The sequence below is a fragment of the Stenotrophomonas maltophilia group sp. msm4 genome, assembly GCF_032025605.1.
Taxonomy (GTDB): domain Bacteria; phylum Pseudomonadota; class Gammaproteobacteria; order Xanthomonadales; family Xanthomonadaceae; genus Stenotrophomonas; species Stenotrophomonas sepilia.
Map to the genome: position 1 here is coordinate 759,732 of NZ_JAVSKK010000002.1, position 12,369 is coordinate 772,100.

The following is a 12,369-nucleotide window of genomic DNA, read 5'->3' on the forward strand; positions in this document are numbered from 1 at the left end:
TTAGATAGAAAGGGTAAGTGCGCGTACCACACCCTGCCTGTAATCCATCGTCAGTTCTATTTGATTTCTATTCCCTTCGATGCCTTTCGTTCTTCGTGTTGTTGCTTCGAAGGACGCAAGTGAGTTTCTACATATGTATAAGGGTGGTGCAAGTTAAAAATTACATCGCATGCGAAGTGGCTTGATCTTCGATATATTGAATAAGGTCTTCGCAAAACATGTTGATCTTTCTCTCGTATTCGTTTCCTGCTTCAAGATCGAAATGAGAGTGAGCTACGGTCATGTGCTTCAGATATGCGATCTGGAATCTCATGAACGCTTCCATTCGGTTGCTGCGGCCGAAAAGTAATGCGTAGGCGATGCAATATCGATGATAGAGGGTGAGCATCGCGCCTTGCGGGATGTAGTCCTCTTCATATAGCTCTTCGATGTCTCTTGAGGTGTCCAGGTGGCTCAGTAGGCGAGATACCGTTTTCTCGCTTGAGCTCTGTCCTTTCCAGTTGGGCGTGTACTTCGTTTTGATCTTTTTTTGTATCGTAATGGCTAAAAGGGCTGCAACGCAGTCGGCCATTGAAATGTTGACGACGTCATGATCTATTCTGTGCCATTCGTGGAAGACATAGGCATGCAGAACCTTCTGCGTTTCGTCGGCTATGTTTTTGATCTCGCTGGATCTCAACTCATAACCAGTGGCTTGGTGAACCAAGTGTGCCAGCTCATTTGCATGGGTTTGCAGGAAGGAGTGAATAGCTGCGAGTGATGTGACAGGTCGCAATAGGGCATCGCACTCCGTCGGTGAGGAGATGGCGTGAGCGAAGAGTGGCTCTATCTTGTATTTGCTCAACTCTTCGTTTTCTGATTCGACAACCTGCTGATACTCTCCAACGAAGTGCAGGAATGGGAGAGTCAGCAAATAGATGTATAGCCTTTCGTGTACGGGGGCGCCTTCTTTGCCGAGTAAGGCATTTGAGGGTTGATAGCTTTCTATTTGATGTGCGCCAAACATAAAGGCGCTTGCAATGGCTTCATCATTGCCGGCGAAAGCCATGTAGATAGGTTCTATAAGCTCCTTTATGTGTCTTGCGTGGCATTCAAGGAGTTTCGATGGTGTGAGTCTGTTGATGTGGATGTGCTTAAGTCTCTCCTCGTCGATCTCAAGCTCAAGCGTGGACATGAGATAGGAGGCTGCTTTTATGGTCTTTTCATTTCTTGGGGTGTTGCGTTCTGTCCAGTGCTCGAAAGTGGCCTTGATGGTTCCTGGTTTCGAGATTCTTTGGAGTAACTGAGTGTCGCTGGAGTCGTTCTTGAGGTAAAGGAGCTTGATTGTTTTTAGAGTAGAGATTGGGAGGGTGCAATTCCCGTTTGGAATCTCTTGTTCCAATGTAGAGTTGATGAAGCCAATGACTCCATTTAGCTCCTTGCGGGTTATTGTTTTTCCGGAGGCATCGGAGTGTTTTGATTTGCCGCCACTTGGCGTTTCTGTAAGCTCGTAATTGAGCTCATTCAAAAGATCGTTGATGCTTCCAGTTGTTGATTGGTCTGTTGCTTGATCTTTCCCGAAGTCGAAGCGCGGCTTGTACTTCCCTGGTTCGATGTTGCTACTTTCCATTTTCAACCGCCATCCTTTTGGTTGTGTATAGAATTTGATGATCGCTATGTCGCCGATCCTTGTCAGCGCACCTGCAGAAGGTCGCCCCACTTCGTTGTATAGCTGGGCGACAACGAATGCAATATGGGTCGCCATTGAGCGTTGATAGTCACGTTGGACTGCTCTCCAAGTCTGGCTCCACCAACCCGCCAGCCCACGTTGCCTACTCCCACAGTGCCTCTGCCGAACTTCGCGTTGATCTGGCGACGTCCCCCCGGTTTTGAGTAGCACGGCGATTTGGAGTCCAATCCCGCAACCCAAGGAGATTGGACGTGAAGAAGCATTTTACCGAGGAACAGATCATCGGCTTCCTGCGTGAGGCCGATGCCGGCATGGGGGTGAAGGACCTGTGCCGACGGCACGGATTCAGCGAAGCCTCGTACTACCTGTGGCGCAGCAAATTGGGCGGGATGAGCGTGCCGGACGCGAAGCGGCTGAAGGAGCTGGAGGCGGAGAACGCCCGGCTGAAGAAGCTGCTGGCCGAACAGATGTTCGAGAACGACGTGATCAAGGACGTCCTGCGAAAAAAGCCGTGACCCCACCCGTCCGGCGCGACGTGGTGCGACAGATGACCGTGAAGGGACTGAGCGAACGGCGGGCGCTGGCGGCGGTGCGGATGAGCGCCAGCGCGTATCGCTATGCACCACGGCCCGACCGCAATGTCGAGCTGCGTGCGCGGATCCTGGCATTGGCGCAGCGGCACAAGCGCTATGGCGTCGGGATGATCCACCTCAAGCTTCGTCAAGCGGGGATGCACGTGAACTACAAGCGCGTGGAGCGGCTGTATCAGGAGGCACAGTTGCAGGTGCGGCGACGCAAGCGCAAGAAGGTGCCGGTTGCCGAGCGACAGCCGCTGCTGCGGCCGTCCGCAGCCAACCAGGTGTGGTCGATGGACTTCGTGTTCGATCGCACCGCCGAGGGGCGCGTGCTCAAGTGCCTGACGATCGTCGACGACGCCACCCACGAGGCGGTGGCGATCGAGGTGGAGCGTGCGATTTCCGGCTTGATGCTGACGCGGATCCTGGACCGTCTGGCGCTCAGTCGCGGCCTGCCCCAGGTGATCCGCACCGACAACGTGCTAACTCTGGAGTCAACAACAAATTCGGAGCGAACGGATCCGCGGACGTCGCTGACGTCCGGTCAGGCAAGTCGCACCGCTATTTGCACCAAGTCCCGTGGGCTTCCACGTCTTCAGGGTCTCCTGGTCTGACCATAGTGAACACGAGGTCCGGAACGGCCTCGAACGTGCCTAAAACAGCATGGAGTCCCGTGGAAGGCCCGAGCATTATCTACAGGATCCTAAGAGGTCCCGACGGCCCTACGGAGAGGGGTCGATCCACGGGGTAAAGCATTTTCGAAGTAGCAGCGGTATTGGGTTTGTTGCTTGACCAGGCCATAGGCGACACGCGCCATCTTCGCGGCCACGGCAGTCAGTGCTTTTCTTTTGCGGTCGGCGTTGGATGGATCGTTCCGGATGTAGCGCTCGTACTTCTCCCGGAAGCTGTTCTCCCGCATCCGGATGGCCACTGTGGCGGCAAACCAGAAGGCGAAGCGAAGGCGCGCATTGCCGCGCTTGGACAGCCGCTCCTGGCCCTTGTATTGGCCTGATTGGCACTTGGCCAGATCGAGGCCGCAGTACTTCAGGAACTGGCGATGGTGGGCGAAGCGACGCAGGTCGCCAGCCTCGGCCAGAATGGTCAGTGCAAGCACAGGTCCAATACCCGGAATCGAACGCAGCGACTCATAGTCTGGGCGCCCCGAAAGGGTCTGGTGCGCCTGTTCCGCGAGCCGGTCGCGCTGCTGGACCAGCTCCTGGAAGCGCTGCAATTGCAGGCGGAAGCTCTGAACCTCGAGCGAGTCATCGGCGACAGGCAAGCCAATGCTTCGCAGGGCGATTTCATATAGTTCGCGTAGCCATGCCGCCTTGTTGACCTTGCGCCCCACCAGGTCCCACGCCTCCTTGCGGAACGTCTCGTAGTCACGCTGTTGGATTGATGCCGCAGTAGGAAAGCGGAGCATGAAGCGGGCGAACCAGTCCGCATGTGCGCTGTCGAAGTAGCGCTCGATTTCGGGAAAGTACAGCGGCAGATAGTGCGTCATCAAAGCTGTGCTGCAGTCGCGTCCTTGCCAGGCTGATCTGATAGTGAGTCTTGGACAGCTCCTGCAATCCGTGGTACCCGGCCAGCAAGGGATCAATGTAGCGCAGCGTCATGCCCTGCTTGAGCAGGGCGAGAATCACGCGGGCATCTTTCGGGTCGTTCTTGCCCCATGAGTTGAACATTGCTTCGCGGTAGCGGGCGCCAGCGACCGATGAGACAAGGCAAACGTCGAAGCCTTCCGTGAGAAGCCGGAAAGCCAGCGTTCGATGGCAGTCTCCAGTGGGTTCCATGGCGATCCTGGCAGGCTGGGGTAATCCACGCAGCAGAGCGACCAGACGATCGTGCTCTTCCATCGAGCTGGCCATCCGAAACTGCTGCTGCTTGCCGTCAGGCGTTTCAATCAGGACGGCATGGTGACGCTTGGCAATATCAATCGCGACCCACGTGGCCGCAGGCGTAGCATTGGGCTGGGCAGTCATCGTCGGCAAGCTCCTGTGGTGTGTGAGAACCCTCAGGATGACCTTGGAGACGGTGGCTGCCCACGTCTTGGGGATGCTTCCAGATGTACTACGGCAAGGAGTTCTGCGGCAAGGCCATGGTGAGTTGGGCGTATGCGCGCGGCGTCGCGCTGCGCCTGATCGAGCCCGGCAAGCCGAACCAGAATGCGTACATCGAGTCCTTCAACGGCCGCCTGCACGACGAATGCCTCAATGAGCACTGGTTCATCGGCCTGCTGCAGGCCCGCACCGTCATCGAAACCTGGCGGGGTGAATACAACGAGGAGCGGCCGAAGAAGGCACTCGGCGGGCTGACGCCCGCCGCCTATGCACGACAACTCGCGGCCAATACCGCTACGATGAGCACCGGACTCTAAACAGCCCCGCTACTGAAGACGGGAGGACGTCGACACAAAAAATCCTGCACACGCTCACCTATGGACGAAGGTTGTCGATCAGGCTTTCGACGGACGCTGGCTCGCACTGAACTGTTGCGGCGTGACGGCCATTGATCTCGACATTGACGCCCGCCTCCCTGGCGCCACTCTCATTGGTCTGGTCGAAGATGCTATAGACCGTATTTCCCGTAGGAATTCTGACCGTATCCATCGACGAGGTTCGCGCCACTGACACCATGCTGTTGGGGACAGAGAGGTTCATTTCGGACTTCCCCGTATGCCGTGCGAAGATGTAACGCAGTGCCGAGCCGGAATCGCACAGCGCCACCTCCTTTTGATTCGTGGTGGTGCAGCTGAAGATCAATCGCTCAGCGTTTGTGCATGTCGTTGCGCCAGTTGATAGCGACGAGTGTGCAGGCTCCGCAGGTGACTGAATGGAACCGGCATTGGAAGGTGCCATGCACTGGCCAGACTCACATATCCGGTCACCCTTGCAGTCAGTGTCCTTTCCGCATTGCGAGAACGCCGGCTCTTGCAGGGGAGGCTGAGACTCCTGCTGAGGCGTTGCAGGGGGCTGAGCAAGTTCCGGCTCGGGAAGGCCTGCCGGCTGGTCAAGTCCAAACGCGCGCCTCACTAGGAAGGCGGCTTCTTTACCGACCCCGCAGCTCTCAAGCGCGTCGACCATTGCCCCATTCCATTCCCGGTCGGGAAGCTTCTCGACTCGAACATAGTCGTCGATCTGGCTGCTGTTGAACTTGCCTTTCAGCTCCTTGTACGTGCATGAGCACATTTCCTTCGCGATGCCCTGAGCGGTACAACTGGCCACATATCTGCTTCGCGACTTTCCGTCGCATGCCACAAGCAGCATCGAGACGATCATCGCCATGAGGATGATTGTTGCGTTCTTCGCCATGTGGTTCACCTCTTCGATGCCAAGACCATACCGAGTACGCCAAGCAGAACAATGCCGCCGAGTATCTTCCCCAGCGACGGGAAGATAATTGCAGGCCAGATGATTGACTTGCCCAGGTTGTATGCAAAGCCCCTGTAAGCGTCGTCGCCCCACCAGTTCCCGTAGAAAGCGAAGATGATTGCAATGATGAAATAAAGTACGGCCAGATTCTTCACGGTCATTCCTTGGATTTGAAGCAGTCATCTATTGGCACTAGGCAATCCACTCAAGAAGCGCGCTCTCGATATCGTCATCGATGTCATCCAAAAACCCGGGAATGGCATTCGTGGGCAGATATCTATCTGTTGCCTCTTGCATGAAACCCAGGAACTCGTTGCCGAAGGCGGTCACTGGGTAGAGCTCCATAAGTGCGGGTGAGCGGATGGAATGCTCGAACTCATCAATCAGGCCGGAGGCATCCCTCTCTGATATCAGGAGCTTGTATCGGCCCCATCTGCGCATGAACTCGTTGAAGAATCCCGACTTCCTCAGCTCCTGCTGGATGGTCTCCATCTTGTGGAGACCTCTGATTTTATTGAAACCACTGAGCTCGATGATGCATTCGATCAGCAGGGTGGTCGCGGTAGCTGCTGCAATCTCATCCGCATACTCACGCCCATCCGGGATATTTGCTCTGATCAGATGCTCAGCGGCGGCCGTCGAGTAGATAAGGAGCTCAAAGCGAACGGCGTCGCTCATCCAGAGTGAGCGCAGTTCCCGAGGAATATCGCTCTCCGATTCAATCCATTCTGCAAGCGACAAGGATATCGGCAGAAGCAGGCTGGCGAGCTGCAAGACCGCTTGCTCCCTTCCTTGAGTAGCCTTGATCCTCCTGTCTATGCTTTGCTCAAAGCTCTTGTAGTAGCCCTTTTCCAGCAGCGTGAAGGCTTGGTGCCCTGTCCCGGCAGAAGCCGGGCGCTTGTGCTTGGTCTCGCGCGGCGCATCGGCGCGGCGCTGCTGACAAAAGGCATTGAAGAAGTCAAAGAATTGATGGACTTCATCTGAGTCCGGCACGTTCAGTTTGCCCAACTCCTGCCCGTTGACCGTGATCCTGCTCTTATAAGCCTCGATGCTCCCGATTTTTTCCACCTGGACCGAGCGGGGGGATTCGAAGACCGCCTTGAACCTGAGCTCTTGCTCCGTGATAAGCACACCCTCTTTGGCACTGCCGAACACGGTGTCGTCGATCAGCGCGATGACATTTCGCGGTTTCAGCCCACGGCCATAGCTTTCCAGGGCGCCACCCAGCTTTTTCTGCGGGATGTGGGGAGCGACATGTATCTTCTGGAAGAACTCATTGTCCGGTACATACCTTTGAAGAAAATCCAGCAACGGGCTGCGCTCTTCCGGCTCAGGAATGGGTGGTGGCGAAGCTGCCGGTCTGGCGGATTGCTTCCCACGCTGTTGATCAAACCGGGCTCGCTCACCCTTATCCTTCAGGATGGCGTATGCCGCGTTTAATTCCTTCATTTTTTCCGTGGCCCAAGCGAGGGTTTCGGAATCGGAACTGGCGTAACGATCCGGGTGATACTGGCTCCGCCGCCCCTTGTACGCGAGATCGATTTCATCGATTGACGCACTGGGACGGATTCCCAGTACTTCGTAATAATCTTTTTCCAACATGCATCCCCCTGATGCTTCACTTTCTCGCTTTTGGCTCTTCGTCAAAAGTTTTTGAGAGGATAGCATCGATGATGAATGGGGGGTACTCCGTTTTTTCGAGAGGGTTCACCCCCACTAACACGGACACTTCAGTTAAGCCCTCTGGTGGGGCCTACGTCAGCCTCACCAGCGCAACGTCCACCTGTGAACTTTTAGGGCTTAAGCGGAGCGCGCCGACGTTCAATATTTCCTTGCCCCGTGTGGGGCTAACAAGGAGACGAACATGGCGAAGGGTAATGGTGGATCGGCTGGGAAGGCCGGTGGTGGCTCGAAGGGCGGTTCGACTGCCGGCGGTGCTCGAGGCCCCGCTGGGTGGCCGTCGACCAAGCCTGGGATGCCGTCAGGCGGCAACCGCAGCAACGCGCCTGCGAAGCGCTGACTACGGATCGATCAGCCAAGCTGGTGGCAGGGGGGCTGTCGATGGGACCGGGGGTGGGTAGTGGTGTCTATGCCGCTCCCACCATCCCAGGTAGGCCTCCCGCCAGCCCGTGCGGTCCATGTGGCCCGCGGCATTTGGATGGTCTGGTAAGAGCAGGCTCAACAAGAGTGCGGCCACCAGGTAGGTTTCAAGTAGATCCGCTTGGTCATCGAGATCAGACGCCTTCGCTTTGGGGGGGGGGGGGCAGAGTTGGGTGTGGATCAGTGTTCTGAACGACTTTCGAGTCAGCGGGGCCTTGCCACTTCTCAAGCCGCGAACGAATCGTTCGCCATCGCCAAGCCGAGTCCCTGATAGATCTGCCTGGGCGCCCATGTCCGCGATAGGGAGCGGGCGCTCAGGCCAGCTGCCTTCGCGCAAGTAGTGGCCAACGGCGCCGATGAAATCTACGAGGCGCGCGGCAGGGTCAGCCGGGGTATGGCGACGCCGATGAGTTGGTCCAGGCGGGGCCAACAACACTGCAAATCTGGGGAGACCCACCAAGGCATCTGGCACCCCGGTTCGTCCAATCCAATGCCCGATTTCGTGGTCTATTGCTGCTAGGAATGACAGTGCCATGTGAGCGCGTCGGTTCAGGGCCAGATTTAAGGCAGCCCGCTCAGGTGCGGTCAGCTCCAGCGTGGGACCTCGGATACCTGCCACCGCCAACGGTGCGCAGTAGGCAGGCCCCAGCTCGGACTGCGGGCCTATCTCGTCGAAAAAGCCGGACACGTCTGTGTCCGACAACTGGCAAAGCCGTTTGTCTGACGCATCGAACATGGCGACCAGCTCTCGGGTCGCTGGTGCTGTGTGATCGTCGAGCAAACCCAGCCCGTAGACCATGATCGCCGAGTGCCCCTGGGGGATGTTCTCCTTGAATCCACGGAATTCGGCGTCCGGGACGCCGCGTTTCTGAAGCATGCGTAGCAGTAGAGAGTCCGAATACGCTTCGACTTGCTCGCGCTTGGCCATGAAGGCTGCGTAGCCATGGCCGCGTCGATAGTTCATGTGGTTTAGACCCGTGGCGTACTCGAAGAACGCAGCGGGGGCCATGCCCACAAGCTTGTGAGCAACCTCGATGTGGAGAGCGAAGAGCATTGCCTATCTCATGCTTCCAGTGGAAGGGCGAAATCAGCCCATGCTTGCATCATGGGGCGTCGCTGCTCCAGCAGATCAGTGCGGTGATAGGCGGCTTCGACCTTGTTCTTGACTGTGTGGGCCAATGCACGTTCAGCTAGATCTCGTGCGTAGCCCTTTTCGCTGCACCAGTCACGAAAGCTTGATCGGAAGCCGTGTGCGGTGGCTATCCGCTTCTCGTTATCGCTGTGGGCTTTCAGGCGACGTAGGAGCGCAGTCAGGGTCATGTCCGAGAGGATTGTTCGAGCCTGGATCGATGGGAAGACCAGTTGATCGTGCTTGCCTATCTGTTTCTGCAGCAATGTCAGAGCTTGCTCAGAGAGTGGGACTCGATGGGTCTGGCTGGCTTTCATGCGCTCAGCGGGGACGATCCAGACTTTATTCCGGAAATTGACCTCTTCCCAAGTCATAGCCCTAACTTCGCCAGAGCGTGCAGCGGTCAAAATTAAGAACAGCAGCGCGCGTTTGGTGACATCCAGCTCGGTTGCATCCACAAGTCTGGCTTTGACAAACGCCGGGATGTCGGCCCAAGGCATGGCCGGTTGATGCTCTTGTCGGACCGTCTTGCTGGGTTGCACAGGCAACAGGTGCGTGACGACATCCACCGGGTTGGCTTGATTGAACCCGTGTGCCCAGCCCCAGGCCATCACGGCATGCAAGCGCTGCTTTACCCGGGAGGCGGTCTCCGCTTTTTCCAGCCAGATTGGGCGTAGGACATCGGCCATATGGCGTGGCTGAAGTTGATCCATCGGCAAGGAGCCGATCTTTGGGAAAACGTATTCGGTAAGTGTGTTGATCCACTGCTGTGCGTGTTTGGCATTCTTCCAGCCTGGCTTCAGTTCGGCGTGTACCTGTTCTGCTGCCTGTTGAAAGGATGGCATCACCGGTGCGGCCCCTGGGGTCTCCTTGATCGCCAGGGGGTCTTGCCCCAGTGCAATCTCATCGCGCATTGCGCGAGCCAGCTTGCCGGCAAGTGCGACGCCCACATGCGGGTAGCTGCCTAGGCCAGCATTGCGCCGCTTGCCAGTGATAGGGCTTACGTATCGCAAGACCCACTTGCCTTGGCCCTTCCGTGTGCGTGAAGGAAGCAGGCTCAGGCCGGTAACTCCGCCGTGTGGCAGTGCTGCGCTTCCGGGAGTGATGCTTCGAGCTTTGATGTCGGTTAGCAGTGCCATGCGTGCGCGGTATGCCATCTGGTATGCCGTCCAGTATGCCATCTGGTATGCCACTTCGCATTGGGTGGCGAAGGATGTTGCTGGACGCTGGTGGATGTATTGCCTAGTAATTCATTGAATATAAACGTTAAATTATAACTTCTTGAGATCCTGTTGGACTTCCATGGGCAGTTCTATGGCAGACCCCCTCTCCGCCAGATAAAGAAAAAGGGCTGCCGAAAGGCAGCCCTTTTTCTTTATCTGGCGCGGGACGCGACGCGCTCTGCGCGCGTCGCCCCACACGTTGCTGTGCAACGCGTGGGCCCCTCCCTTTGCCGGCCTCTCCCCGCCCCTGTCGGGGCAGCCCCTCAACAGAGGGGCTTGTTTCACCAGATGCCTCCGTGAATCCACGCCATGGATGGATGCACATCGGCATTTGCGGCGCAGTGACCATGTCCTGATCCGGCGCGGAACACGACGCGCTTTGCGCGCGTCGCCCCACACGTTGCTGTGCAACGCGTGGGCCCCTCCCTTTGCGGGCCTCTCCCCGCCCCTGTCGGGGCAGCCCCTCAACAGAGGGGCTTGTTCCACCAGATGCCTCCGTGAATCCACGCCATGCGTGGATGCACATCGGGAATTGCGGCGTAGTGACCATGTCCTGATCTGGCGCGGGACACGACGCGCTTTGCGCGCGTCGCCCCACACGTTGCTGCGCAACGCGTGGGCCCCTCCCTTTGCCGGCCTCTCCCCGCCCCTGTCGGGGCAGCCCCTCAACAGAGGGGCTTGGTCCTCCAGATGCATCATGGGAGATCCGCGGTGCGTGGATGCTGTTCCTGCTGGCAGGCTCATCCACGCATGGCGTGGATCTACCCGGGATATCCGTGCGGACGCTGCGGGTTACCATGTACGCATCACCTGCTGGAGCTTTTCCCGATGACCGCTGAAATCCTCGTCCCCGTTTCCTTCGGCGAGCTGCTGGACAAGATCTCGATCCTGCAGATCAAGTCCGAGCGCATCAGCGACGAGGGCAAGCTTGCCAATGTGCGCAGGGAGCTGTCGGCGCTGGAGCAGACCTGGATGGCACACCCGGCCGCGGTGAAGGACATCGCCAGGCTGCGTGCCGAGCTGAAGGCGGTCAACGAGCAGCTCTGGGACATCGAGGACGACATCCGGCTGAAGGAGAAGGCGCAGGCGTTCGACCAGGGCTTCATCGACCTGGCGCGCAGCGTCTACCTGCGCAACGACGAACGCGCACGCATCAAGAAGGCGATCAACCTGGCGCTGGGTTCGGCGTACGTGGAAGAGAAGTCCTATCAGGATTACGCGCAGCGCACGTGATCCCGGGCAGTCCGCCGCTCACCCCAGGTGGTCGGCGACGTAGCGTTCGAAGGCGGCGATACCGTCTTCGACGGTAATCAGTTCCATCACATCGTCGAATTCGATCTTGGTGCCCCACTTCAGATCGGTGGCCTGCTTGGCCAGGTACTTGCGCGCTGCGTCGTCGTAGCGGTCCACGCAGTAGCGGCGGTCCGAGTACGGGCCACTACGGTTCGGGTTGCTGGCCGCATGCAGTCCCAGCACCTTGGTGCCCATTGCGTTGGCGATGTGCATCGGGCCCGAGTCCGGGGTCATCACCAGGTTGGCGCGGGCCAGCAGGGCGGGCAGCTGCTTGAGCGTGTCCTTGCCGACCAGGTCCAGTGCCGGCGTCTGCAGCTGCGCCTGGATCGCATCGGCCATGTGGCGCTCCAGTTCGCTGCGGCCACCGCACAGCACCACCCGCCAACCGCGCTGGACGGCATGGTTGGCCACCGCGGCGTAGCGGTCGGCGTACCAGTTGCGGCGCACGTGGCTGGAACAGGGTGAGATCATCAGCGCCGGGCGGCCATCGTCCTGCCACTGCGCGGCGGCCCACTCGAAGGCGGACGGCGGCACGGCCAGATCCCAGCTGACTTCGGTCTGGCGCAGGCCCAGCGGCTCGCAGAAGCTGCCGATGGCATCCAGCACGTGGATGCCGGGGCGATCGGGAATACGCTCGTTGATGAAGAGCCCGTGCAGGTCCTTGGAGCGGCTGCGGTCGTATCCGATGCGGCGCTCGGCCGGAATGAAGGCCGACAGCAGGTTGGCGCGGAACGCGACCTGCATCTGCAACAGCGCTTCAAAGCGCCCCGGTGGCAGTTGCCTGCGCAGTTCCTTGACCCCGGCCATGCCGCTCTTCTTGTCGTAGGCATGGAAGGTGACGCCGGGCAGGCCGTCAAGCAGCTTGTGGCCAACCTTGTCGATGATCCAGTGGATCGGCGTGTCCGGGCGCGCAGCCTGCAGGGTGCGCACCAGGGGCACCACGTGGGTGACGTCGCCGAGTGCGGACAGGCGCAGGAGGCACAAGGAGGAGGACGCTGATGCCATGTGT

The 12,369-nt window shown here is 58.4% G+C and carries 8 protein-coding genes and 3 pseudogenes; 3 read left to right on the forward strand and 8 right to left on the reverse strand.

The window, feature by feature from the left end:
• Positions 1 to 160 precede the first annotated feature (160 nt).
• Complete coding sequence (locus tag ROV93_RS12685) at positions 161 to 1,744, reverse strand: hypothetical protein (RefSeq protein WP_312539972.1); 1,584 nt, start codon at positions 1,742 to 1,744, stop codon at positions 161 to 163.
• Positions 1,745 to 1,980: 236 nt separating this feature from the next.
• On the opposite strand from ROV93_RS12685, the pseudogene ROV93_RS12690 reads away from it, so the two are divergent.
• Positions 1,981 to 2,723, forward strand: a pseudogene (locus tag ROV93_RS12690) (IS3 family transposase); the annotation flags it as partial.
• A gap of 224 nt (positions 2,724 to 2,947) precedes the next feature.
• Here ROV93_RS12690 and ROV93_RS12695 read toward each other — a convergent pair.
• Positions 2,948 to 4,226 (reverse strand): annotated as a pseudogene (locus ROV93_RS12695) (IS110 family transposase).
• 92 nt (positions 4,227 to 4,318) lie between these two features.
• On the opposite strand from ROV93_RS12695, the pseudogene ROV93_RS12700 reads away from it, so the two are divergent.
• A pseudogene (locus ROV93_RS12700) lies at positions 4,319 to 4,621 on the forward strand (transposase); the annotation flags it as partial.
• A 58-nt stretch (positions 4,622 to 4,679) separates the two neighbouring features.
• On the opposite strand, the gene ROV93_RS12705 reads toward ROV93_RS12700, so the two are convergent.
• From ROV93_RS12705 to ROV93_RS12725, 5 genes are all read right to left on the reverse strand, one after another.
• Positions 4,680 to 5,555, reverse strand: a complete 876-nt coding sequence (locus tag ROV93_RS12705; protein ID WP_171968772.1) for a hypothetical protein — start codon at positions 5,553 to 5,555, stop codon at positions 4,680 to 4,682.
• 5 nt (positions 5,556 to 5,560) lie between these two features.
• Positions 5,561 to 5,770 (reverse strand): hypothetical protein, encoded by a 210-nt coding sequence (locus tag ROV93_RS12710; RefSeq protein ID WP_197581381.1) that lies wholly within the window; start codon positions 5,768 to 5,770, stop codon positions 5,561 to 5,563.
• Between the two features lie 37 nt (positions 5,771 to 5,807).
• A complete protein-coding gene (locus ROV93_RS12715) occupies positions 5,808 to 7,217 on the reverse strand; it encodes a DnaJ domain-containing protein (RefSeq protein ID WP_312539974.1) in 1,410 nt (469 codons plus the stop codon).
• 418 nt (positions 7,218 to 7,635) lie between these two features.
• Positions 7,636 to 8,769: a hypothetical protein gene (locus ROV93_RS12720; RefSeq protein ID WP_312539976.1), complete on the reverse strand. Its 1,134-nt coding sequence runs from the start codon at positions 8,767 to 8,769 to the stop codon at positions 7,636 to 7,638.
• A gap of 8 nt (positions 8,770 to 8,777) precedes the next feature.
• A complete protein-coding gene (locus ROV93_RS12725; protein ID WP_312539979.1) occupies positions 8,778 to 10,025 on the reverse strand; it encodes a tyrosine-type recombinase/integrase in 1,248 nt (415 codons plus the stop codon).
• 870 nt (positions 10,026 to 10,895) lie between these two features.
• On the opposite strand from ROV93_RS12725, the gene ROV93_RS12730 reads away from it, so the two are divergent.
• Positions 10,896 to 11,300, forward strand: a complete 405-nt coding sequence (locus tag ROV93_RS12730; RefSeq protein WP_061479957.1) for a DUF6165 family protein — start codon at positions 10,896 to 10,898, stop codon at positions 11,298 to 11,300.
• An 18-nt stretch (positions 11,301 to 11,318) separates the two neighbouring features.
• Here ROV93_RS12730 and ROV93_RS12735 read toward each other — a convergent pair whose 3' ends face one another.
• Positions 11,319 to 12,365, reverse strand: a complete 1,047-nt coding sequence (locus ROV93_RS12735) for a glycosyltransferase family 9 protein (RefSeq protein WP_072168258.1) — start codon at positions 12,363 to 12,365, stop codon at positions 11,319 to 11,321.
• Between the last annotated feature and the right edge of the window lie 4 nt (positions 12,366 to 12,369).

What these genes read in the sequence shown, in the direction of transcription:
- ROV93_RS12685 (WP_312539972.1), bottom strand. Translation starts at nt 1,744, where the DNA reads ATGGCGACCCATATTGCATTCGTTGTCGCCCAGCTATACAACGAAGTG.
- ROV93_RS12705 (WP_171968772.1), bottom strand. Translation starts at nt 5,555, where the DNA reads ATGGCGAAGAACGCAACAATCATCCTCATGGCGATGATCGTCTCGATG.
- ROV93_RS12715 (WP_312539974.1), bottom strand. Translation starts at nt 7,217, where the DNA reads ATGTTGGAAAAAGATTATTACGAAGTACTGGGAATCCGTCCCAGTGCG.
- ROV93_RS12720 (WP_312539976.1), bottom strand. Translation starts at nt 8,769, where the DNA reads ATGCTCTTCGCTCTCCACATCGAGGTTGCTCACAAGCTTGTGGGCATG.
- ROV93_RS12725 (WP_312539979.1), bottom strand. Translation starts at nt 10,025, where the DNA reads ATGGCATACTGGACGGCATACCAGATGGCATACCGCGCACGCATGGCA.
- ROV93_RS12730 (WP_061479957.1), top strand. Translation starts at nt 10,896, where the DNA reads ATGACCGCTGAAATCCTCGTCCCCGTTTCCTTCGGCGAGCTGCTGGAC.
- ROV93_RS12735 (WP_072168258.1), bottom strand. Translation starts at nt 12,365, where the DNA reads ATGGCATCAGCGTCCTCCTCCTTGTGCCTCCTGCGCCTGTCCGCACTC.